Source organism: Streptomyces sp. NBC_00207, assembly GCF_045160965.1.
In the GTDB taxonomy this organism is placed as follows: Bacteria; Actinomycetota; Actinomycetes; order Streptomycetales; family Streptomycetaceae; genus Streptomyces.
On sequence record NZ_CP130715.1, the window covers coordinates 4,040,959 to 4,062,736 of the forward strand.

The window sequence follows — 21,778 nt, forward strand, 5'->3', positions numbered from 1 at the left end:
AGGGCTACTTGGAGGACTTGGCGAGGAACGCCAGCAGGTCCTGACGGCTCACCACACCGGTGGGCTTGCCCTCGACCAGCACGATCGCCGCGTCGGCCTCGCCGAGCACCGCCATCAGTTCGGACACCGGCTCGCCCGAGCCGACCTGCGGCAGCGGCGAACTCATGTGCTTCTCCAGCGGGTCGGTCAGCGAGGCCCGCTGCGCGAACAGCGCCGCCAGCAGCTCCTTCTCGACGACCGAGCCGATGACCTCGGCGGCCATCACGTCCGGGTGACCGGCGCCCGGCTTGACGATCGGCATCTGCGAGACGCCGTACTCCCGCAGGACCTCGATCGCCTGGCCGACCGTCTCCTCGGGGTGCATGTGGACGAGGGAGGGGATGCCGCCCTCCTTGTCGTTCAGCACGTCGCCGATGCGCGCGGCCGGTCCGGCCTCCTCCAGGAAGCCGTGTCCGGCCATCCACTCGTCACTGAAGATCTTGCTGAGGTAGCCGCGGCCGCTGTCCGGCAGCAGGACGACGACCACGTCGTCCGGGCCGAGGCCCTCGGCGGCCTTGAGCGCGGCGACGACGGCCATGCCGCAGGAGCCGCCGACGAGCAGGCCCTCTTCCTTCGCCAGGCGGCGGGTCATCTGGAAGGAGTCCTTGTCGGACACCGCGATGATCTCGTCCGTGACGTTCGGGTCGTAGGCGGTCGGCCAGAAGTCCTCGCCGACGCCCTCGACCAGGTACGGACGCCCGGAGCCGCCGGAGTAGACCGAGCCCTCGGGGTCGGCGCCGATGACCTTGACCTTCCCGCCGCTGACCTCCTTGAGGTAGTTGCCGGTGCCGGAGATCGTGCCGCCGGTGCCGACGCCCGCGACGAAGTGGGTGATCTTCCCGTCCGTCTGGTCCCACAGCTCGGGGCCGGTGGTCTCGTAGTGCGAACGGGGGTTGTTCGGGTTGCTGTACTGGTCGGGCTTCCAAGCGCCGGGCTCGCGCGCGAGGCGGTCGGACACGTTGTAGTACGAGTCCGGGTGCTCGGGGTCGACGGCGGTCGGGCAGACCACGACCTCGGCGCCGTACGCGCGCATCACGTTGATCTTGTCCATGGACACCTTGTCAGGGCAGACGAAGATGCACTTGTAGCCCTTCTGCTGGGCCACGATGGCGAGTCCTACACCCGTGTTGCCGCTGGTCGGCTCCACGATGGTGCCGCCGGGCTTGAGGGCTCCGCTCTGCTCGGCGGCCTCGATCATCCGTACGGCGATCCGGTCCTTCACGGATCCACCGGGATTGAAGTACTCGACCTTCGCAAGGACGGTGGCCTGCAGGCCTTCGGTCACACGGTTGAGCTTCACCAGCGGGGTGTTGCCGACGAGGCTGATCATCGAGTCGTGGAATTGCACCATGTTCTCCAAGGAGGGGACTCCACGGGTTCTCCGGGAGGTCTGGCCAGAGTATGCGTAAAGGGATTGGCCGACCGTGCGTACGGGGCAGGTAGGGATCAATGAGGACCGAGGAGGTGGCCTGAAGGGTGTCCAGGGCGAGAACGGCCCGCCGGATCGCGGCGGGGGCAGCGTACGGCGGGGGCGGACTCGGACTGGTCGGGGCCGCCGCGGTGGGGCTGGTGCTGGCCGAGGTGCAGTTCGCCAAGCGGACGGTGGGCACCGGGCTGGGCGAGCCGCCGCGCGCCGACGGGCTCTACGGGAGCGAGTTCGGCGGCCCCGAGCAGAGCCCGGGCCCGCTGCGCCTGGGCATGCTGGGCGATTCCACGGCCGCGGGACTCGGCGTACGGCGGGCCCGGCAGACTCCGGCCGCCCTGCTGGCGTCCGGGCTGGCGGCGGTGGCCGAGCGGCCGGTGGAGCTGCGCAACGTGGCCCTGTCGGGGGCCATGTCGGACGACCTGGACCGGCAGGCGGGGCTGCTGCTGAACGGCGCGGGACCCGCCCCCGACGTGTGCGTGATCATGATCGGTGCGAACGACGTGACGCGCCGGATGCCGCCGACCCATTCCGTGCGCTGCCTGACCTCGGCCGTGCGGCGGCTGCGGATGGCCGGGGCCGAGGTCGTCGTGGGCACCTGCCCGGACCTGGGCACGATCGAGCCGGTGTACCAGCCGCTGCGCTGGGTGGCCCGGCGGGTCTCGCGCCAGCTGGCCGCCGCGCAGACCATAGGAGTGGTCGCGCTGGGCGCCCGTACGGTCTCCATGGGCGACCTGCTGGGCCCGGAGTTCGCCGCGAACCCGCGCGAGATGTTCGGCCCGGACTCCTACCATCCGTCGGCGGAGGGGTACGCGACCGCCGCCATGGCCGTGCTGCCGACGCTGTGCGCGGCGCTCGGCCTGTGGCCGGAGTCCGACCGGCTGGACGTGTCCCGGGACGAGGACATGCTTCCGGTGGCGAAGGCCGCGTCCGCCGCCGCGGGCCAGGCGGGCACGGAGGTCACGGCCGCCCGCGGCCCGTGGGTCCTGCTCAAACACCGCCGCCGGCGCCGCGTCCGGGCCGAAGACCCGTCAACCCCCGCGGCCGACGTCTCCGGCCCCACCTGACCCCTGCGGCGTTCGAGGCGCGGGACCCGGGGCAGCGCCCCGCTCTTGCAGCCCCGCCGGCGTTTGAGGCGCGGGGTCTGGGGCAGGGCCCCAGCAGCGGCGCCGCACATCTCGACACGCAGAGCCCGGCCCGATGGACCGCAACCCCCGCGGGAGCGACCGGCATCACACCCCCCGGCCGGTGACCTCGACCGTACGGGGCGGTAACTTCGCATGCGGTCCCGCAACGACGCACCCCTTGGAGTCCCGATGCCCGAAGCCGTCATCGTTTCCACCGCCCGCTCCCCGATCGGGCGTGCCGGCAAGGGGTCCCTCAAGGACGTGCGCCCGGACGACCTGACCGCGACGATCATCCAGGCCGCCCTCGCCAAGATCCCCGAGCTGGACCCGCGCCAGATCGACGACCTGATGCTCGGCTGCGGCCTCCCCGGCGGCGAGCAGGGTCACAACCTGGCCCGCATCGTGGCCGTGCAGATGGGCATGGACTACCTGCCGGGCACCACGATCACCCGCTACTGCTCCTCCTCGCTGCAGACCTCCCGCATGGCGCTGCACGCCATCAAGGCGGGCGAGGGCGACGTCTTCATCTCCGCGGGCGTCGAGACGGTCTCCCGGTTCGCGAAGGGCTCCTCGGACGGCCTGCCGGACACGCACAACCCGCTCTTCGGCGATGCGGAGGGCCGTACGGCCGCCGTCGCGCAGAGCGAGGGCTCCTCCTGGCGCGACCCGCGCGAGGACGGCCTGATCCCCGACGCGTACATCTCGATGGGGCAGACCGCCGAGAACCTGGCCCGCCTCAAGGGCGTGACCCGCCAGGACATGGACGAGTTCGGCGTGCGCTCGCAGAACCTCGCCGAAGAGGCCATCAAGAACGGCTTCTGGGCCCGCGAGATCACCCCGGTCACCACCCCGGACGGCACGGTCGTCTCGACCGACGACGGTCCGCGTGCCGGCGTGACCCTGGAGGGCGTGCAGGGCCTCAAGCCCGTCTTCCGCCCCGACGGCCTGGTCACGGCCGCCAACTGCTGCCCGCTCAACGACGGCGCCGCGGCGCTGGTCATCATGAGCGACACCAAGGCCCGCGAGCTGGGTCTGACCCCGCTGGCCCGGATCGTCTCCACCGGCGTCACCGCCCTCTCCCCCGAGATCATGGGCCTGGGCCCGGTCGAGGCGTCGAAGCAGGCTCTGAAGCGGGCCGGTCTGACGGTCGGCGACATCGACCTCTTCGAAATCAACGAGGCCTTCGCGGCCCAGGTCATCCCGTCGTACCGGGACCTGGAGATCCCCCTCGACAAGCTGAACGTCAACGGCGGGGCCATCGCCGTCGGTCACCCCTTCGGGATGACCGGTGCCCGCATCACCGGCACGCTGATCAACAGCCTGCAGTTCCACGACAAGCAGTTCGGCCTCGAGACGATGTGCGTCGGCGGCGGCCAGGGCATGGCCATGGTCATCGAGCGGCTGAGCTGAGCCGTAGCGGAGGGTAGGGGTCGCCCGGAGGAACGAGGGGCGGCACCTGCCCGCAGCGGTGGCGAAGCTCAGCGCGACCAAAAAAGCGAGCGGCTGAGCTGAGCCGTAGCGGAGGGTAGGGGTCGCCCGGAGGAACGAGGGGCGGCACCTGCCCGCAGCGGTGGCGAAGCTCAGCGCGACCAAAAAAGCGAGCGGCTGAGCTGAGCCGTAGCGGAGGGTAGGGGTGGCGAAGCTCAGCGCGGCCGAAAAGGCGAGCGGCCGAGTTGCCCCTCACCCGCAGCGCTAAACCTGCCGGTTTGAACCGATCCGCAGCGATCTGATCAAGAGCAGGCCCCAGTTGCCCCAAGGGATCCGGCCCGATCCCCGGGGGCGTACTGACACCGGATCTAATCCCGTCGCGGCCGACCTGTGACCGAATCTCCCCCAGGATGTGACCTATCTCCTGGGGGATTGGCATGTGTGCAGGTCAGCGGCAGTACGGGGGGTCCGGGTGTGACCAAAGCCCTGTCCAATTCGTGACGTAATGCACTGCACGCCATTCCCAGGTCGGGACACTCTGATGTAGGAAGTCGGGGGATCGAATCACCTCAGGAGTTAGTCAGTGAGCGCCATGTCTCTTGCCCTGCTGCTGACCACTGCCGCTGCCGCGGCCGTGGGCGCTGCTGCGCTGCACGCCGTCCACGGTCTGCGCAAGCAGGTCACCGCCCTGCGCACTGAGCTGGCTGCGCCGGTCCACCTCCGCGGTGCGACCGTCCCGCACGCCCGCAGCGCCGTGGAGTCCCCCGCCGCGGAGATACGAGCCGCCGTGGCCGAAGCCCTCGCCGAGGAGCGCGAGCGCGAGCTGGCCGAGGCGCGTGCCTTCTGGGCCGCGCAGGAGGCCCGTGACGCCGCCGACGCCCCGTCGCTGCTGGGCGGCCTGGCCGGGCTCGGCGAGGACAGCCCCGTCTTCCTGCCCCGGCAGGCCGACATGGTGGGTCTGGAGCCCGTCCTGGGCGAGGACGCCCTCGACGAGCTCCCCGGCTACCCCGAGGATTCGGCCGAGCTGGCCGCCGCCCGCCGGCGCCACCCCTCGCACCCCGACTTCGTACCGGTCCAGGCCTCGCACCCCGGCGCCGACCACGAGCGCACCGTCAACCGCCTGGAGGAGCTCGCGGAGGCCCGCACGGCCCTCGCGGACGTCCGCCCGGGCCCGCTGGGCACGCTCGACGTGTACGTCTTCACCGACGGCACGACGCTGTGCATGACCCCCGGGCACCGGGAGACCGCGGAGCGCCTCGCCGAGGCCCTGCGTTCGGGCACCGCCCCGGTCCTGCTCGGCGGCTCGGGCATCTCCGGCGCCTACGCGCTGACCTTCTCCTGCGGTGACTCCGAGGACCCCGACAGCAACGTCTACATCCTCGCGGACCGCGTCATCGCATCGCTCTGATCTCCGCCTGCTCCACCAGCCTCACGGCCTCGTCCAGCATCCCGGACGGGGCCGTCGCGCTGTCCGGGGTGCCGGCGGCGGCGCGCAGCGCCTCTGCGAGGTCCAGCCCGGTCACCGCCACCTGATCGCCGACCACGAAGATGCCGGCGTCCGGCACCTCCTTCGGCTCCTGCCCGGGGCTCTCGATCCGCTGGGCCCGTACGGAGAGCTCGCGGGCCAGCTCCAGGGCCGCGGCGGCGGCTCCCTGCTGCAGGCGGCTCTGCGGCGCGGCCCGCAGCCGGTCGGCGAAACGTTCCACGACGGCGGTCAGGGGCGAAGTATCAAGCACCCGGCCGACCTTACGCGCCGCCCGGGCCCCATTGCCAACGGGCGAACTCTCCGGCACGGTGGCGTGAAGAGAACAGCACGGCGATACCTCCGGAGGCGCCCATGTCCGTAGAGTTCTCCGAGCAGACACACCGCAACATGATCGACAGAATCCCCCAGACCACCGGTCGTGAGGTCTCCGACTGGCTCCGCACCGTGGACGACGGCCCCTCACTCGTCCGGTTCGAGGAGAAGGTCAGCTGGCTCCGCGGCGCGCACGAGCTGTCGTACGGCCAGGCCAAGGCGATCATCCACGAGTACGACCTGCGCAGAGCCGCACGCCGGCTCGGCTGAGCCCATCTCCCCCGACCCCGTTGTCCGTACCCCTATACGCGGGAAGGCCCCGCGAGCCGTGAGCTCGCGGGGCCTTCCCCATGCTGTGCGCAGGCCGGTGGTCGGCCTGCGGGTCCTGCTAGTCGTCGCCCGAGAGGATCGAGAAGATGCGCAGCATCTCCACGTAGATCCAGACCAGGGTCATGGTGAGGGCGAAGGCCGCCAGCCAGGCCTCCTCACGCGGGGCACCGTAGGTGATGCCGTCCTCGACCTGCTTGAAGTCGAGGGCGAGGAAGCAGGCACCGAGGATGACGCCGATGGCACCGAACAGCAGGCCGAGGCCGCCGCTGCGGAAGCCGAGGCCGTCACCGCCGCCGAACACCGCGAAGAGCGTGTTCGTGAGCATCAGCAGGATGAAGCCGAGGGCCGCGGCCATCACGAAGCCGTAGAAGCGGCGGGTGACGCGGATCCAGCCCATCTTGTACCCGAGGAGCACGGCGGCGAAGACGCACATCGTGCCCATCACGGCCTGGACGACCACACCGGCGCCCAGCCAGGTGCTGACGGCGGCGCTGATGACCCCGAGGAAGACGCCCTCGAAGGCCGCGTAGGCCAGGATCAGGCCCGGGGAGGGCTTGCGCTTGAAGGACTGGATCATCGCGAAGACGAACGCGACCAGCATGGCGCCGATGGCGATGCCGTACGACTTGTTGACGTTGGCGGCGTCGACGGGCAGGAACACCCAGGAGAGGGTGGCCGTGACGATGAGCGTGCCGAGCGTCATGGCCGTACGGCTCACGACGTCGTCCATGGTCATCGCGTTGGCGCGCGCCGGTGCCTGCGGCATGCCCGTGGTCGGGTCGGTCGCGTACGGGTTCGTCGCGTACGGGTTGGTCCCGGCCTGCTGGTGCTGCGGCGCGTCAAAGCCCGCGTAGCCACCGTTGTCGCGGCTGAACCCCCGTCGCGAGAAGACCGGGTTACTGCTCCTCATCTCACTCCTCCGTGGCCGCCGAGCGCGGCCTTGCAACAAGAGTAATGCGCTCGCAAAGAAAGCACCCTACTGCTGGAGGAGGATCTTAGGAGAAGGCAGGGCGAAGCGCAGAGGATAAAGGAGCGAGCCTCGCGAGAGCTGCGGAGTGCCCGGAGCCGGACTTGAACCGGCACGGCCCGAAGGCCAGCGAGGTTTAAGCTCGCCGTGTCTGCATTCCACCATCCGGGCAGGGCGTGGCGGCCCCCGTGGAAAAAGCCTTCAACGCTGATCCGAGCCTATCTGGAACGACGTCGCCGCTGACCGGCCGTCAATCCGATGTTGTCTGATTTTATTGGCGCTTGAGGGATCGTCAGGCCCGAGAATGCACGGTCGGCCCGTTCTGGGCGCCGATCACCACGTGTACGGGATTGACGGGATTTCGATGGCCCGCGCCACCCCGCGCGCCACCCTTCCCGCCACCCCGGGACACCGCCCCTCCGATCGGGGCTCCTGTCATACCAGAGGAGGAGGCGCGCGCGCCCTCCGTCAGACTCCAGTGGGCCGGGAAACAGGCTTGGCGGCTGATCCGGAGCGGGGGTACCCGCGGCGAGGATGGAATCGTCCCCGCACCGCAGATCGAGGAGCCGTCCTGTGACCACCATGAACTACGCCCCGCACACCGCCCAGGCCGTGGCCGCCCGCGCCACCGGCCTCTCCAAGGTGTACGGCCAGGGCGAGACCCAGGTGGTCGCCCTCGACAACGTCTCCGTGGACTTCGCACAGGGGCAGTTCACCGCGATCATGGGCCCCTCGGGCTCCGGCAAGTCCACGCTGATGCACTGCGTGGCCGGCCTGGACACCTTCTCCGCCGGCTCCGTCCGGATCGGCGACACCGAGCTGGGCACCCTCAAGGACAAGCAGCTCACCCAGCTGCGCCGGGACAAGATCGGCTTCATCTTCCAGGCCTTCAACCTGCTGCCCACCCTGACGGCCCTGGAGAACATCACGCTCCCCATGGACATCGCCGGCCGCAAGGCCGACAAGCAGTGGCTGGACAACGTGATCAGCATGGTCGGCCTCTCCGAGCGCCTCTCCCACCGCCCCACCCAGCTCTCCGGCGGCCAGCAGCAGCGCGTGGCCGTGGCCCGCGCCCTGGCCTCCCGCCCCGAGATCATCTTCGGTGACGAGCCCACCGGAAACCTCGACTCCCGCTCCGGCGCCGAGGTCCTGGGCTTCCTGCGCAACTCGGTGCGCGAGCTCGGCCAGACCGTCGTGATGGTCACCCACGACCCGGTCGCCGCCTCCTACGCGGACCGCGTCATCTTCCTCGCCGACGGCCGGATCGTCGACGAGATGTACGGGCCCACCGCCGACGGCGTGCTCGACCGCATGAAGGCCTTCGACGCCAAGGGCCGCACCAGCTGACCCGGGATCTCCCTCCCCGGCCCTCCTCCAGACTTCCAGCCCCAGGACTGAGATCCCCCATGTTCCGTACCGCCCTGCGCAACGTCCTCGCGCACAAGGCCAGGCTGCTGATGACGGTGCTCGCCGTCACCCTCGGCGTCGCCTTCGTCTCCGGCACCCTCGTGTTCACCGACACCCTCAAGAAGTCCCTCTCCGGCCAGAGCGCCAAGGACTACGCGGGAGTCGCCGTCTCCGTCACCTCGTACGGCCAGGGCCGCGACGAGAACGGCCAGAAGGAGGGCGAGCCCGGCCTCAGCCAGCAGACCCTCGACAAGGTCAAGGCGCTCCCGGGCGTCGACTCCGTCTCCGGCCGCGTTTCCGGCTTCGCCGGCGTGGGTGACGAGAACGGCAAGCTGATCGGCTCCGGCTGGTCCAACAAGGGTGGCAACTACACGCCCGTCAAGGACGGCAAGGACCCGCGCTACGCCTTCATACAGGGCGCGGGCCCGGCCAAGGCCGACGAGGTCGCGCTCGACAAGGCCACCGCCGACGCGGGCGCGTACAAGGTCGGCGACAGGGTCCGCGTCGCCACCAACGGCCCGGTCAAGGAGTACTCCCTCGCCGGCGTCTTCACGACCGAGGACGGCGCCGTCCAGGCCGGCGGCAGCCTGGTGCTCTTCGACACCAAGGTCGCCCAGGAGCTCTACCTCAAGCCCGGCTACTTCCAGGAGCTGTCGGTCGGTGCCAAGAACGGCACCTCCGCCGACAAGCTGCTCGCCGACATCAAGCCGCTGATCGACGGCAAGCACACCAAGGCGCAGACCGGCGCGGCGCTCGCCGAGGAGCAGGCCAAGCAGATCGAGAAGGGCCTCGGCCAGATGGGCACCATGCTGCTCGTCTTCGCCGGCATCTCGCTCTTCGTCGGCATCTTCCTGATCTACAACACCTTCACCATGCTGGTCACCCAGCGCACCAAGGAGCTGGCCCTGCTGCGCGCCGTCGGCGCCAACCGCGGTCAGGTCATGCGCTCGGTGCTCGCCGAGGCCCTGGTCGTCGGCTTCGTGTCCGCCGCCATCGGCCTGATCAGCGGCGTCGGCCTGGCGGTCGCCATGCGCTCGGTGATCGGTTCCTTCGGTGCCAAGCTGCCGGGCGGCGACCTCGTGATCGCCCCGGGCACCGTCATCGCGGCCCTGGTCATCGGCGTCCTCGTCACCACCCTCGCCGCCCTGCTGCCGGCCTGGCGCACCGGCCGGATCGCCCCGGTCGCCGCCATGGGCAGCGCCCACCTGCCGGCCACCGCGAAGTCCCTGGTCGTGCGCAACGTCCTCGGCTCGATCATCAGCGTCCTCGGCATCGGCCTCGTCCTGCTCGGCGTGTCCTCGGGCGGCGACACCGGCCGCATGACCATCGGCGCGGGCGCCTTCTTCATGCTCATCGGCATGATCGTGATGCTGCCGCTGCTTTCCAAGCCGGTCATCGGGGCCGTCCGCCCGCTGCTGCAGAAGGTGTTCGGGGTCCCCGGCAAGCTGGCCTCCCAGAACGCCGTCCGCAACCCGCGCCGCACCGCCGTCACCGCCGCCTCCCTGGCGATCGGCCTGACCCTGGTCACGACCCTGTCGGTGCTCGGCATCACGGTGGGCAAGGTCGTCGACCGCATGAGCACCGAGAAGCTCAAGGCGGACTACCGGGTCTCCATGGCCGGCGACATCGGCGGCCTCGACAAGTCGGTGGCCGAGACCCTGGCCAAGGCCCCCGGCATCAAGGCCGTCTCCCCGCAGACCGCCGGCTACTTCATGGTCGGCGAGAACTACCGGTCGGCCTCCGGCGTCAACCCCGCCACCATCGGCCAGCTGCTCAACGTGGAGGTCCTCAGCGGTTCGCTCGACAGCCTCGGCAAGGGTGAGCTCGCGGTCGCCGAGAAGACGGCCAAGGACCAGAAGCTCAGCGTCGGCTCCACGCTCCAGGTCCAGTACGAGGACGGGGAGAAGGGCTCCCTGAAGGTCGGCGCGGTCTACAAGGACATGGAGGGCCTGCTCTCCCCGTACGTGATCGACGACAAGATCCTCAGCCCGCACAGCGAAGAGCCGTTCGTCCGCGAGGTGTACGTCAACGTCGACGGCGGGGCGTCCAAGGCCGGCCAGCAGAAGGTCGTCGACGCCCTGGGCAAGAACCCGGCGATCACCGTCGCCACCCAGCAGGACATGCGCAACGAGATGGGCGGCATGATCAACACGATGCTGAACATCATGTACGGCCTGCTCGGCATGGCGCTGATCATCTCCGTGCTCGGTGTCGTCAACACCCTGGCGATGTCCGTCTTCGAACGCACCCAGGAGATCGGCATGCTGCGGGCGATCGGCCTCGACCGCAGCCGGGTCAAGAACATGATCCGCCTGGAGGCCGTGGTGATCTCGCTCTTCGGAGCGGTCCTGGGCATCGTCATCGGTGTCTTCCTCGCCTGGGCGGTCGGCACCACGCTGGCGAAGGCCATGCCCAGCTACGAGCTGGTCCTCCCGTGGGACCGGATCGGCATCTTCCTCCTGCTGGCCGCCGTGGTCGGCGTACTGGCCGCCATGTGGCCGGCCCGCAGCGCCGCCCGCCTGAACATGCTGACGGCCATCAAGACCGAGTAGCGGGACGCGGGACGGTGACGGGACAGGGCCCCGGGGCGACACGCCCCGGGGCCCTGTCCCGTTGTGCACATACGTTTCCGCTACGCCCCCCAGGTGCGCAGCCGCAGCGGCAGCCCGGACGTGCCGGCGGCCGAGGGCTTCACGGCGAGCACCTGGTTGACCCCGAGCCGGCCGTGCTCGAAACCGAGCGCGCAGGCCGCCATGTAGAGCTGCCAGACCCGGGCCCTGCCCGGCGAGGTGAGCCGTACCGCCTCCTCCCAGTGCTCCTCCAGCCGCGCCACCCAGGCCCGCAGGGTCAGCGCGTAGTGCTCGCGCAGCGCCTCCACGTCGCGGACCTCGAAGCCGGCCCGCTCCAGCTCCCCCACGGTGGTGCCGAGCGGGGAGAGCTCGCCGTCGGGGAAGACGTAGGCGTCGATGAACTCGTCGATCCGGTGAGCCTCTTCGTCGGGCTCCGGCGGGCGGGCGATCTGGTGGTTCAGCAGCCGCCCGCCGGGGCGCAGCAGGGCGTGCAGGGTGCGGGCGTACTCCCGGTAGCGGTCGGCTCCGACGTGTTCGGCCATCCCGATGGAGGAAACCGCGTCGTACGGGCCGTCCTTGACGTCCCGGTAGTCCTGGATGCGCAGCTCGACGAGGTCGGCCAGGCCCTCCTCGGCGACCCGCTTGCGGCCGTACGCCGCCTGCTCCCGCGAGAGCGTGACGCCGGTGACCCGGACCCCGTACTCGCGGGCTGCGTGCAGCGCCATGGAGCCCCAGCCGCAGCCGACGTCGAGGAGGCGGTCGCCGGGCTGCAGGGCGAGCTTGCGGCAGACCAGGTCGAGCTTGTCCCGCTGGGCCTGCTCCAGGGTGGAGCCGGGGCTCCAGTAGGCGCAGGAGTACACCATCGAGGGTCCGAGCACCCGCTCGTAGAAGTCGTTGCCGACGTCGTAGTGGTGGCTGATGGCCTGGCGGTCGCGGCCCTTGCTGTGGCGCGGCCCGCCGCGCCGGGCCGCCTCCTCCGCGGGGGGCGCGGGCGGCGGCAGCGGTCCGGCGAGCGCGATCAGCTCCCGTATGGCGGACCGCTGCGCCGGGTCCCGGAGCAGCCGGGCGGCTTCCGGCACGGCGATCGGGCGGGCCGGCCCGACGCGCCGCGCGAGGCCCCCGAGGGCCGCGAGCGGCCCGCCGCGGCCGGCGGGGGGCGGCGGCCCGTCCTGCGGGGGCCGTTCCCACAGGACGCCCGCCACGTGGTCCAGCAGGGCGAACAGGTCTCCCTCGACGGTCAGGTCCCCCGCCACCCACGCCCGGGCCAGGCCCAGTTCGCCGGGCTTCCACAGCACCCGCCGCACGGCTCGGCGGTCGTGGATGACGAGTACGGGGCCGGTGGGCGGGCCGGCCTCGCTGCCGTCCCAGGCCCGGATGCGCACCGGCAGCGGGGCACCCAGCAGAGTCTCGGCAACAGCGGCCAGCCGCGGCGCGGCGTCGGTCATGGCGCACCTCCACAAAAGCTCCGACCCCTCCGTCTACCCATCCCGGAGCCCGAGTACGCCGAAGGGGCCGCCCGCACCACGGATGGCGGGCGGCCCCTTCGGGGACGTGCAGGTACTGCTCAGGCTCCTGCCGGCTGGCGCCGGGTCAGGAAGCCTTGGCCTTCTGGGCCGTGGCGGCCGGAGCCGGGGCGGGCTTGGCGGCCTCGTAGAACTCCTCGCGCGGGGTCTCGAGAGCACCCAGCGAGACGACCTCGCGCTTGAGGAACATGCCGAGGGTCCAGTCGGCGAAGACGCGGATCTTGCGGTTCCAGGTCGGCATGGCCATGCCGTGGTAGCCACGGTGCATGTACCAGGCGAGCCGGCCCTTGAGCTTGATCTTCATCTTGCCCATGACGATCATCGCGACGCCCTTGTGGAGGCCGAGGCCCGCCACCGCACCCTTGTTGGAGTGCGAGTACTCGGCCTGCGGGAAGCCCCGCATGCCCGAGATGACGTTGTCGCCGAGGACCTTGGCCTGGCGCAGCGCGTGCTGGGCGTTCGGCGGGCACCAGGCGTTCTCGACGCCGGCCTTGCGGGCGGCGACGTCGGGAACCTGGGCGTTGTCGCCGGCGGTCCAGATGTAGTCCGTGCCCGTGACCTGGAGGGTCGGCTGGGCGTCCACGTGGCCGCGGGGGCCCAGCGGCAGGCCGTAGCGGGCCAGCACCGGGTTCGGCTTGACGCCGGCGGTCCAGACGATGGTGTTGGAGTCGACCTCGAGGCCGTTCTTCAGCACCACGTGGCCGTCCACGCAGGAGTCCATGGAGGTGTTGAGGTAGATCTCGATGCCGCGGGACTCGAGGTGCTCCTTGCCCCAGGTGCCGAGCTTGGGCCCGACCTCGGGAAGGATCTTGTCGGCCGCGTCGACCAGGATGAAGCGCATGTCCTCGCGCTTGATCGTGGAGTAGTACTTCGCGGCGTCGCGGGCCATGTCCTCGACCTCGCCTATGGTCTCCGCACCGGCGAAGCCGCCGCCGACGAAGACGAAGGTGAGGGCCTTGCGGCGGACGTTCTCGTCCGTCGTGGACTCGGCCTTGTCGAGCTGCTCGAGGACGTGGTTGCGCAGGCCGATGCCCTCTTCGACGCCCTTCATACCGATGCCCTGTTCGGCGAGGCCGGGGATCGGGAAGGTGCGGGAGACGGCGCCGAGCGCGATCACCAGGTAGTCGAAGGGCAGCTCGTACGCCTCGCCGACCAGCGGCGTGACGACGGCGACCTTGCGGTCCTGGTCGATGCTGGTGACCCGGCCGGTGAGAACCTCTGCCTTGGGCAGCACGCGTCGCAGCGGGACGACGACGTGCCGAGGCGAGATGCTGCCTGCGGCCACTTCAGGGAGGAAGGGCTGGTAGGTCATGTACGAGCGCGGGTCGACGACCGTGACGGTCGCCTCGCCGTAACGCATCTTCTTCATGATGCGCTTGGCTGCGTACAGGCCTACGTACCCACCTCCTACAACGAGGATCCTGGGACGCTCCGTGGTGCTCATGGAACGAGTATCCAGCACCCAAAGGGGTGCCGCTCGTGAGCCCCTTCACAAGGAGTCGGAGGGGCTCTGCTACACTCCGCCGCCCGCGTGACGGACGTCATGGCGCGCAACGGGAACCACCGTGTATCAGGAGTCGTTGTTCACCCGTCCTGAACTGGCCTCCAAGGCTTCAACCGGACTGGACCACAGGGGTTCGTCGGTACCTCTGACACGGAGCCCGCGGCGTCCGCCGATCGCACGAACACACGCGGAAAGGGGCCTGAGGGCCTCCGGAAGGCCCCAAACGGACCTTCCGATGACCCCGCAGGCCCCTTTTCCTTGTGAAGAACTTCACGAAGTTGATGTAGATCATGGGTCCGAAGACCCCTCAACCCCTGGTTCGAAGGTCGTTCAGGCGATGGACCAGGCGATTCCGTCGAGGATGTCGTGCTCGGACACGATGACCTCGGTGGCGCCGGTCCTTTCCATGATCGCCATAAGCACCAGAACGCCGGCCCCGATCACGTCCACCCGGCCCGGATGCATCACGGGGATCGCCGCGCGCTCGGCGTGCGTCGCCGTCAGCATCCGCTCGCCGACCTCGCGGACCTGCTCGTAGGAGATCCGCGAGTGGTGGATCTCCGAGGAGATGTACTCCGGCAGGCCGAGGACGATCCCGGCGACCGTGGTCACCGAACCGGCCAGGCCCACCAGGGTCCGCGCCTCGGCCAGCGGGACCGTCTCGGCCGCCAGGTCGAGGGCGGCCTCGATGTCGGCCCGCATGGCGGCGATCTGCTCCGGGTCCGGCGGGTCGGTGACGACCCCGTCCACCACCAGGTGACGCTCGGTCATCCGGACGCAGCCCACGTCCACCGAACGGGCGGCGCGCACGTGCTCCTCGCCGACCACGAACTCGGTCGAGCCGCCGCCGATGTCCACCACCAGGAACGGCCGCTCCAGGTGATCGTGCGCCGCGAGTTCCCTGGTGGCGCCGGTGAAGGAGAACTCCGCCTCCTGGTCGCCGGAGATCACCTCGGGCTCGACGCCCAGGATGCCCAGGACCCCCTGGACGAACTCGTCGCGGTTCTCGGCGTCGCGGGAGGCGGAGGTGGCCACGAAGCGCACCCGCTCCGCACCGAGTTCCCGGATGACCGACGCGTACTCGCGGCAGGCCGCGAAGGTGCGCTCCAGCGCCTCCGGGGCGAGGCGCCCGGTCCGGTCCACGCCCTGGCCGAGGCGGACGATGGTCATCCGCCGGTCCAGCTCGACCAGCTCGCCGGTGGCGGGGTCGCAGTCCGCGACGAGGAGCCGGATGGAGTTCGTACCGCAGTCGATGCCGGCGACCCGGGTCACCGGGACTCCTCTTCCTTCTTCTCCGCGCACGGGGTGACGCACGCGCCCTTGGCCCACCACTCCGGCAGCATCGCCAGGGCCTCGTCGCCGAACGGGTTCACGCCCGGGCCCGCGGCCAGGGAGTGACCGACCAGCACGTGCAGGCACTTCACCCGGTCCGGCATCCCGCCGGCGCTCGGGAAGCCCTGGAGCACCTCGATGGCGTCGCGGCGCCGGATGTAGTCCTCGTGCGCGGCCTGGTAGGCGGCGGCGAGTTCCGGGTCCTCGGCGAGCCGCGCCTGCATCTCCTTCATCACGCCGTTGGCCTCCAGCGTGCCGATCGCGGAGGCCGCGCGCGGGCACGTCAGGTAGTACAGCGTCGGGAACGGGGTGCCGTCGGGGAGCCGCGGGGCGGTCTCCACCACATCCGGCTGCCCGCAGGGGCAGCGGTGCGCGATGGCGCGCAGCCCGCGCGGCGGGCGGCCGAGCTGCTGCTCGAACGCCTCGATGTCCGCGTCGGTCGGCTCGGTCCGGTCGGTCTGGGGCGGGGGCGTCTGCATGCCTGGAGGAAGTCTCTTCGTTCTCGTGGATGGGTGCTGCGGTGCCGGGGTGCCGGCGTGCCGGGTGCGCTTCAGTCGCCGGGGCGGTCGGCCTTGTCGACGCCGTCCCAGACGTTCGAGTACCAGGGCCGGTCGGAGCCGGCCTGGCCTGTACGGTGCGGTTCCGGGGGCTGGGCCCCGGGGTCGCTCATGATGTAGCCGATCTCCCCCGGGCGCAGGAAGTGCAGGTGCCTGCGCGCCTGCTGCTCCGCGTAGGCGTCGTCCTGCCAGCGGGCCTTCTCGTCGCGCAGCCGCTCCAGGCGGACCCGCGCGGTGGCGGCCGCCCGCTGCTGCTCCGCGATCTCCGTGCGCTGGGAGACGTACTGGCGCATCGGATACGCGAGGGCGACGACCAGCGTACAGAGGACGAGCACCAGGAGCGCGGCGCGGCCCGTGAGCCGGCTGCGGCGGACCTGCCGGCGCGACTGCGAGCGGTAGACGTGGGCGGCGGTCCGCTCACCGAGCTGCTTGAGCCTGGTCGCGGTGGAGAAGGTGGAGAACCGATCCCGGTTCCCGGCCATTGGTCCGCCTCCCCTGTGTACGCACTACGCAAATACGTCCCCGCACACGGTACGGGACCGAGTGCGGGGACGTACGGAGGCCAGCCCCTCAGGGGGGTGATTAGCCCTTGAAGCGCGGGAAGGCGCTGCGGCCCGCGTACACCGCGGCGTCGTCGAGGATCTCCTCGATGCGCAGCAGCTGGTTGTACTTGGCGACGCGGTCCGAGCGGGCCGGGGCGCCGGTCTTGATCTGACCGCAGTTCACGGCGACGGCGAGGTCGGCGATGGTGACGTCCTCGGTCTCACCGGAGCGGTGGGACATCATGCACTTGAAGCCGTTGCGCTGGGCCATCTCGACGGCGTCCAGGGTCTCGGTCAGCGAGCCGATCTGGTTCACCTTGACGAGCAGGGCGTTCGCGGAGCCCTCCTCGATACCGCGGGCCAGACGCTCCGGGTTGGTGACGAACAGGTCGTCACCGACGATCTGGACCTTGGCGCCGAGGCGGTCGGTGATGGTCTTCCAGCCGTCCCAGTCGTCCTCGAACAGCGGGTCCTCGATGGAGACGAGCGGGTACGCCTCGACGAGCTCGGCGTAGTAGTCCGTCATCTCGGCGGCCGAGCGGGACTTGCCCTCGAACTCGTACTGGCCGTCCTTGTAGAACTCGGACGCGGCGACGTCGAGCGCGAGCGCGATGTCCGTGCCCGGGGTGTAGCCGGCCTGCTTGATGGCCTCGATGATGAGGTCGAGCGCGGCGCGGTTGGACTCCAGGTTCGGGGCGAAGCCGCCCTCGTCGCCCAGGCCGGTGGAGAGACCCTTGGTGTGCAGGACCTTCTTGAGGGTGTGGTAGACCTCGGCACCCCAACGCAGCGCCTCGGAGAAGGACTCCGCGCCGATGGGGGCGATCATGAACTCCTGGATGTCCACGTTGGAGTCGGCGTGCGACCCACCGTTGAGGATGTTCATCATCGGAACGGGCAGCAGGTGCGCGTTCGGACCGCCGAGGTAACGGAAGAGCGGAAGGTCCGAGGCCTCGGACGCGGCGTGCGCGACGGCGAGGGAGACGCCGAGGATGGCGTTGGCGCCGAGCGAGCCCTTGTTGTCGGTGGCATCCAGGTCGAACATGGCCTGGTCGATCAGGCGCTGCTCGGTGGCGTCGTAGCCGACGAGCTCCGGGCCGATCTGCTCGATGACGGCGAGGACGGCCTTCTCGACACCCTTGCCGAAGTAACGGTTGGGGTCACCGTCACGGAGCTCGATGGCCTCGAATGCACCGGTGGAGGCGCCGGACGGAACTGCAGCACGGCCGGTGCTGCCATCGTCGAGGCCCACCTCGACCTCGACCGTGGGGTTGCCTCGGGAGTCCAGGATTTCCCGGGCTACGACGACGTCGATGGACGGCACGAGCATCTCCTTCTGGGATGTGACGCTGGGTGTGCGGTGGCATGTCAGGCCGTGGGACGGCCTTGCCGCTTAGAGCCTAACCGGCCCGGAGCACTCGACCGCCCGACCGCCCGACCCCTGGGACGAAAAAGGGACCGAATACCCCTCTTCCGGGACATAGGTCTCCGGATATCGCCCCGGCACCCGGTACGCACACCGCCGCCCGGCGCGTGGGGGAGACGCGCCGGGCGGGGGTGGTGCTGTGCGTTGCGTACGCTCCTGCGGCTATTGCCGCAGTGTTCAGCTGAGCTTCAGCTTCTGACCCGGGAAGATCAGGTCGGCGTCCGAGACGATGTCCTTGTTCAGCTCGAAGAGCTTCTCCCAGCCGCCCTTGACGCCGTTGGCCTCGGCGATGGTGCCCAGGGTGTCGCCGGGCTTGACCTCGTAGGAGCCGTTGCCGGTCTTCGGGGCCTCGGGGGCGGCGGGGCGCTCGGAGCGGGTGGTCGGGGCCTCGGAGCGCTTGGTCTCCTTCTTCGGCGCGGCCTTGGGGGCGACCTTCTGCTCGGTCTTCTTCGAGTCGGCCTTCGGCTTGTTCTGCGTCGAGCTCTCCGTGCCGCCACCGGTGTAGGAGGAGTTCGACAGACCCTTGCCGCAGCTCGGCCAGGCGCCCTTGCCCTGGCCCTTGAGGACCTTCTCGGCGATGGCTATCTGCTGGGACTTCGAGGCCTGGTTGGCCTGCGCGGCGTACGACTTGCCGCCGTACGCGGCCCACGTGGAGGACGAGAACTGCAGGCCGCCGTAGTAGCCGTTGCCCGTGTTGATGGACCAGTTGCCACCGGACTCGCACTGCGCGACCTTGTCCCACTCGGACGCGGTGGCGGCGCTGGCGGAGCCCGCGGCCATCAGGGGGGCGGCGACGGCCACACCGGCGACACCGGCGAGCGTGACGATGCGGACGGCCTTGGAGCCGCGACGGTGCTTGCCCTTGCCGGAAAGCAGCATGGATTTTCTCCTCACCGACGCCTACGAGGTGAGCTGTCGGGTTCGGGCGAGTGAGTTGCCCGGCCGTGCGACCTAGCGCACGTCTTAACCCCTAGCCGGTGGCGTGACCGTCTCTCAACGGCCGCTCCCGGCACCTACCTTGGTTCCCCCGCTCCTGCCTTCGGCGCTTGACGCGACGACTGTTCCCCCCGTCCGCCGGCAGGATTCGGCGATGCGGTCGAAGGAGCCCGCGGTGGCGGGCGATTCAGAAGGTAGACAGGTCTCTCCCCGATGTTCAACGAGGAACATCGGGGAGAGGGGGCCCCTACTTGCGCTCTCCTCAGGGGCGTTTGCGCAGGTGAGGGCGGGGTTTGCGGAAGCCCCGAGGCGGGACACGCCAGTTGACCGGAAGAGACGCATGTCTCACTTACAGATAACCGACAATCAGGTCTTTCCGCTTGCCCGAAGTGTCCTTATTACGTGGTTAGATCCAGGTTCTGTCCGGGCTTGATCAGGTTGGCGTCCTCGCCGATGACCTGCTCGTTGGCCTCGTAGAGGCCGTTCCAGCCGCCCTTGACTCCCTTGGCAACCGCGATGGTCGCCAGGCTGTCGCCCTCCTGCACCGTGTACACGGGTGCCGCCGCGGCGCCGGACGGGACCGGGGCCTCGGCCGCGGGCGCACCGCGGTGCTTGCCGTTGCCTTCGCCCGGAGTGCCTTCCGGAGTGGCGCCCGGGGTCGCCGGAGCGGTCGGGGAGGCCGGGTCCACCGGGGTGGCGGGCGGGGTGGTGGGCGACGAGGGGTCCACCGGGAGGGTCGGAGCCGTCGGGTCGACGGGGGGCAGCGGCGTGGTGCCGGGGGTGCCCGGGAGCACCGGCTGGGACGGGTCGACGGGAGGCGTCGTCGGGGCGTCCGGCGCCGGCATGACGGGCAGTCCGACGGAGGGCGCCTCGGGGATGAGGAAGGGGCTGCCGGTCGGGCTGGGCGCCGCGTGGGTCGGGGCGCCGAAGTCCTTGGCCGGCTCGCCGCCGGTGGTGGACGGCACCGAGTCGTCCGGGCGGGACGGCGAGGGGGCGATCGGGCTGGAGGTGCCGGGCAGACCGGGGTCCACCTTGGCGGCGGGGCCCTGCTGCTCCAGACCGGCCGAGGTGGCGCACAGCGGCCACGCCTGCGGCCCCTGCGAGGCCAGCACCCGCTCGCCCACGGCGATCTGCTGGGACCGGCTCGCGAGGTCGGCCCGCTCTGCGAAGTCGAGTCCGCCGGCGTTCTGCCACTCCTCCTGGGTGAACTGCAGCCCGCCGTACGCGCCGGTGCCGGAGTTGGCGCTCCACGAGCCGCCGCTCTCGCACTCGGCGACCTTGTCCCAGGTCGCGGTGTCGGCAGCGGTGGCATTGGTGGCGGCTAGCAGCGGCAGAGCCAGCGCGGAGCCAGTGACTCCGGCTGTGACTACCAGCGCGGGGACCTGACGGGGGCGTCTGTGGCGGCCGTTCCCGGAACGCATGAGGCGTGCACCTTTCGCATAACAACAAGGTAACGGCAGAACCTAGCGGCCTTCGAACGATTGTCACAAGTTCAAGCGGGATCTGACTTTTCATCAGAAGTCGCACAAGTGTTTTGAGCCGCGAAGCGAACGGGAAGAGTACGTAGCCCTCGCATGATCAACCCCCCACGCCAGCGCAGGTCTTGGGGCGGAACAGCGAGTTCCAGATCGGGCAGACGCGTCAGCAGGGTCGCGAGTGCCGTCTGTCCCTCGAGTCGCGCGAGCGGAGCGCCCAGGCAGTAGTGGATGCCGTGCCCGTACCCGAGGTGCTGGTTGTCGGTCCGGGAGAGGTCGAGGGTATCCGGTTCCGCGAACCGCTCGGGATCGCGGTCGGCGGCCGCGAGGACGACCAGGACCGGATCCCCGGCCTCGATCCGCTGCCCGCCGAGGCTCAGCGACTCGGTGGCGAACCGCCACGTCGCCAGCTCCACGGGGCCGTCGTAGCGCAGGAGTTCCTCGACCCCGGTGGCCAGCAGCCCGGTCTCGCCGGCGGCGAGGGAGCGCTGGAGGCGCTCGCGCTGGCCGGGGTTCATGAAGAGGGAGTGGACCCCGTTGCCGATGAGGTTCACGGTCGTCTCGAAGCCGGCGAAGAGCAGGATGAAGGCCATGGCGGTGGCCTCGGCCTCCGTGAGGTGGTCGCCGTGGTCGCTCGCCCGGATCAGGTCGGAGATGAGGTCATTGCCCAGATCATCCCTTTTGCGGTGGATGAGTTCACCGAGGTAGGTCCGCATCTGCTTCACCGACCGGGCGACCCCGCCGCGCGGACCGCCGCCGTGGCGGATCATCATGCCGGCCCAGTCGCGGAAGTCGTCCTGGTCCTCGCGCGGTACGCCGAGCATCTCGCAGATGGCGTAGATGGGGAGCGGGAAGGCGAACTCGTGGATGAGGTCCGCTTCCCCCTTCGCGGCGAAGCCGTCGATCAGGTGGTCGGTGAGCGCCTGCACCCGCGGGGTGAACTCGGCGACGCGGCGCGGGGTGAACGCCTTCGACACCAACCGACGCAGCCGGGTGTGGTCCGGCGGGTCGATGTTGAGCAGGTGCGTCATCAGCTCCGCCTTGCGCTCGCCCGGGATCCCGGTCTTGCCCTTGGCGTGCGCGGGCTCCGCGTGGTGCGCCGGATTCTTGCTCAGGCGCTGGTCGGCGAGGGCCTGGCGGGCGTCGGCGTACCGGGTGACCAGCCAGGCGTCGACTCCGCTGGGGAGCTTGGTGCGGTGCACCGGGGAGTGCTCGCGCAGCCAGGCGTAGGCCGGGTAGGGGTCGGTCGCGAACTCCCAGTCGAAGAGGGTCGGGCCCTCGGCGGAAGGGGTGTCGGCGGGGTCTGCGGGGGTCTGCTCATGCACGGCACGACCGTATCCCGGCGCCGGACCGCCATCCCATATGGCCCGTTCGTCGCGGCTGTCCGCAGATCACCC

Annotated in this window: 18 protein-coding genes, 1 tRNA gene and 1 riboswitch; of the genes, 6 read left to right on the top strand and 13 right to left on the bottom strand. The window is 70.4% G+C overall.

Annotated elements, in window-relative coordinates:
* Positions 1 to 4: 4 nt before the first annotated feature.
* Complete coding sequence (locus tag OG472_RS19190; RefSeq protein ID WP_361756208.1) at positions 5 to 1,387, bottom strand: cystathionine beta-synthase; 1,383 nt, start codon at positions 1,385 to 1,387, stop codon at positions 5 to 7.
* Positions 1,388 to 1,515: 128 nt separating this feature from the next.
* Here OG472_RS19190 and OG472_RS19195 point away from each other — a divergent pair, with 128 nt between their 5' ends.
* From OG472_RS19195 to OG472_RS19205, 3 genes are all read left to right on the top strand, one after another.
* The gene (locus OG472_RS19195; protein WP_405830427.1) at positions 1,516 to 2,529 is read left to right on the top strand and encodes an SGNH/GDSL hydrolase family protein; all 1,014 of its coding nucleotides are present in this window, start codon (positions 1,516 to 1,518) and stop codon (positions 2,527 to 2,529) included.
* 249 nt (positions 2,530 to 2,778) lie between these two features.
* On the top strand, positions 2,779 to 3,999 hold the full coding sequence (locus OG472_RS19200) for an acetyl-CoA C-acetyltransferase (protein WP_405830428.1): 1,221 nt from the start codon (positions 2,779 to 2,781) through the stop codon (positions 3,997 to 3,999).
* A gap of 610 nt (positions 4,000 to 4,609) precedes the next feature.
* The gene (locus OG472_RS19205; protein WP_383575689.1) at positions 4,610 to 5,425 is read left to right on the top strand and encodes a hypothetical protein; all 816 of its coding nucleotides are present in this window, start codon (positions 4,610 to 4,612) and stop codon (positions 5,423 to 5,425) included.
* Here OG472_RS19205 and OG472_RS19210 read toward each other — a convergent pair.
* Positions 5,409 to 5,753 carry a hypothetical protein gene (locus OG472_RS19210; protein WP_405830430.1) on the bottom strand — a complete coding sequence of 115 codons (345 nt, stop codon included), beginning with the start codon at positions 5,751 to 5,753 and terminating at the stop codon, positions 5,409 to 5,411. The two genes, OG472_RS19205 and OG472_RS19210, sit on opposite strands and share 17 nt — an antisense overlap.
* A gap of 101 nt (positions 5,754 to 5,854) precedes the next feature.
* On the opposite strand from OG472_RS19210, the gene OG472_RS19215 reads away from it, so the two are divergent.
* On the top strand, positions 5,855 to 6,085 hold the full coding sequence (locus OG472_RS19215; protein WP_030724673.1) for a DUF4287 domain-containing protein: 231 nt from the start codon (positions 5,855 to 5,857) through the stop codon (positions 6,083 to 6,085).
* Between the two features lie 118 nt (positions 6,086 to 6,203).
* Here the strand turns inward: OG472_RS19215 and OG472_RS19220 are convergent, their stop codons facing one another.
* Entirely contained in the window at positions 6,204 to 7,055 is an 852-nt protein-coding gene (locus OG472_RS19220) for a Bax inhibitor-1/YccA family protein (protein WP_383575600.1), read from the bottom strand.
* A 146-nt stretch (positions 7,056 to 7,201) separates the two neighbouring features.
* Positions 7,202 to 7,283 (bottom strand) — tRNA-Leu (locus OG472_RS19225).
* 411 nt (positions 7,284 to 7,694) lie between these two features.
* Between OG472_RS19225 and OG472_RS19230 the strand changes: the two genes are divergently transcribed.
* Positions 7,695 to 8,459, top strand: a complete 765-nt coding sequence (locus OG472_RS19230; protein ID WP_362238191.1) for an ABC transporter ATP-binding protein — start codon at positions 7,695 to 7,697, stop codon at positions 8,457 to 8,459.
* 59 nt (positions 8,460 to 8,518) lie between these two features.
* Positions 8,519 to 11,071, top strand: a complete 2,553-nt coding sequence (locus OG472_RS19235) for an ABC transporter permease (RefSeq protein ID WP_401608762.1) — start codon at positions 8,519 to 8,521, stop codon at positions 11,069 to 11,071.
* 80 nt (positions 11,072 to 11,151) lie between these two features.
* Here OG472_RS19235 and OG472_RS19240 read toward each other — a convergent pair whose 3' ends face one another.
* From OG472_RS19240 to OG472_RS19280, 9 genes are all read right to left on the bottom strand, one after another.
* Positions 11,152 to 12,534, bottom strand: a complete 1,383-nt coding sequence (locus OG472_RS19240; RefSeq protein ID WP_405941786.1) for a class I SAM-dependent methyltransferase — start codon at positions 12,532 to 12,534, stop codon at positions 11,152 to 11,154.
* Positions 12,535 to 12,679: 145 nt separating this feature from the next.
* Positions 12,680 to 14,056: an NAD(P)/FAD-dependent oxidoreductase gene (locus tag OG472_RS19245; protein ID WP_037806875.1), complete on the bottom strand. Its 1,377-nt coding sequence runs from the start codon at positions 14,054 to 14,056 to the stop codon at positions 12,680 to 12,682.
* Positions 14,057 to 14,446: 390 nt separating this feature from the next.
* Positions 14,447 to 15,388, bottom strand: a complete 942-nt coding sequence (locus tag OG472_RS19250) for an exopolyphosphatase (RefSeq protein ID WP_405830434.1) — start codon at positions 15,386 to 15,388, stop codon at positions 14,447 to 14,449.
* Positions 15,385 to 15,927 (bottom strand): DUF501 domain-containing protein, encoded by a 543-nt coding sequence (locus OG472_RS19255; RefSeq protein WP_401608756.1) that lies wholly within the window; start codon positions 15,925 to 15,927, stop codon positions 15,385 to 15,387. The genes OG472_RS19250 and OG472_RS19255 overlap by 4 nt, the downstream gene beginning before the upstream one ends.
* Before the next feature lie 71 nt (positions 15,928 to 15,998).
* The gene (locus tag OG472_RS19260; protein ID WP_327414369.1) at positions 15,999 to 16,487 is read right to left on the bottom strand and encodes a septum formation initiator family protein; all 489 of its coding nucleotides are present in this window, start codon (positions 16,485 to 16,487) and stop codon (positions 15,999 to 16,001) included.
* Positions 16,488 to 16,587: 100 nt separating this feature from the next.
* Complete coding sequence (gene eno, locus OG472_RS19265) at positions 16,588 to 17,868, bottom strand: phosphopyruvate hydratase (protein WP_301370507.1); 1,281 nt, start codon at positions 17,866 to 17,868, stop codon at positions 16,588 to 16,590.
* Positions 17,869 to 18,147: 279 nt separating this feature from the next.
* On the bottom strand, positions 18,148 to 18,849 hold the full coding sequence (locus OG472_RS19270; protein ID WP_383575589.1) for a transglycosylase family protein: 702 nt from the start codon (positions 18,847 to 18,849) through the stop codon (positions 18,148 to 18,150).
* 3 nt (positions 18,850 to 18,852) lie between these two features.
* A riboswitch (cyclic di-AMP (ydaO/yuaA leader) is annotated at positions 18,853 to 19,025 on the bottom strand.
* A 279-nt stretch (positions 19,026 to 19,304) separates the two neighbouring features.
* On the bottom strand, positions 19,305 to 20,327 hold the full coding sequence (locus OG472_RS19275; RefSeq protein ID WP_405830436.1) for a transglycosylase family protein: 1,023 nt from the start codon (positions 20,325 to 20,327) through the stop codon (positions 19,305 to 19,307).
* Between the two features lie 71 nt (positions 20,328 to 20,398).
* A complete protein-coding gene (locus OG472_RS19280; protein ID WP_401608751.1) occupies positions 20,399 to 21,706 on the bottom strand; it encodes a cytochrome P450 in 1,308 nt (435 codons plus the stop codon).
* Positions 21,707 to 21,778 lie beyond the last annotated feature (72 nt).

What these genes read in the sequence shown, in the direction of transcription:
- OG472_RS19200 (WP_405830428.1), top strand. Translation starts at nt 2,779, where the DNA reads ATGCCCGAAGCCGTCATCGTTTCCACCGCCCGCTCCCCGATCGGGCGT.
- OG472_RS19205 (WP_383575689.1), top strand. Translation starts at nt 4,610, where the DNA reads ATGTCTCTTGCCCTGCTGCTGACCACTGCCGCTGCCGCGGCCGTGGGC.
- OG472_RS19215 (WP_030724673.1), top strand. Translation starts at nt 5,855, where the DNA reads ATGTCCGTAGAGTTCTCCGAGCAGACACACCGCAACATGATCGACAGA.
- OG472_RS19220 (WP_383575600.1), bottom strand. Translation starts at nt 7,055, where the DNA reads ATGAGGAGCAGTAACCCGGTCTTCTCGCGACGGGGGTTCAGCCGCGAC.
- OG472_RS19230 (WP_362238191.1), top strand. Translation starts at nt 7,695, where the DNA reads ATGAACTACGCCCCGCACACCGCCCAGGCCGTGGCCGCCCGCGCCACC.
- OG472_RS19235 (WP_401608762.1), top strand. Translation starts at nt 8,519, where the DNA reads ATGTTCCGTACCGCCCTGCGCAACGTCCTCGCGCACAAGGCCAGGCTG.
- OG472_RS19240 (WP_405941786.1), bottom strand. Translation starts at nt 12,534, where the DNA reads ATGACCGACGCCGCGCCGCGGCTGGCCGCTGTTGCCGAGACTCTGCTG.
- OG472_RS19245 (WP_037806875.1), bottom strand. Translation starts at nt 14,056, where the DNA reads ATGAGCACCACGGAGCGTCCCAGGATCCTCGTTGTAGGAGGTGGGTAC.
- OG472_RS19255 (WP_401608756.1), bottom strand. Translation starts at nt 15,927, where the DNA reads ATGCAGACGCCCCCGCCCCAGACCGACCGGACCGAGCCGACCGACGCG.
- OG472_RS19260 (WP_327414369.1), bottom strand. Translation starts at nt 16,487, where the DNA reads ATGGCCGGGAACCGGGATCGGTTCTCCACCTTCTCCACCGCGACCAGG.
- OG472_RS19270 (WP_383575589.1), bottom strand. Translation starts at nt 18,849, where the DNA reads ATGCTGCTTTCCGGCAAGGGCAAGCACCGTCGCGGCTCCAAGGCCGTC.
- OG472_RS19275 (WP_405830436.1), bottom strand. Translation starts at nt 20,327, where the DNA reads ATGCGTTCCGGGAACGGCCGCCACAGACGCCCCCGTCAGGTCCCCGCG.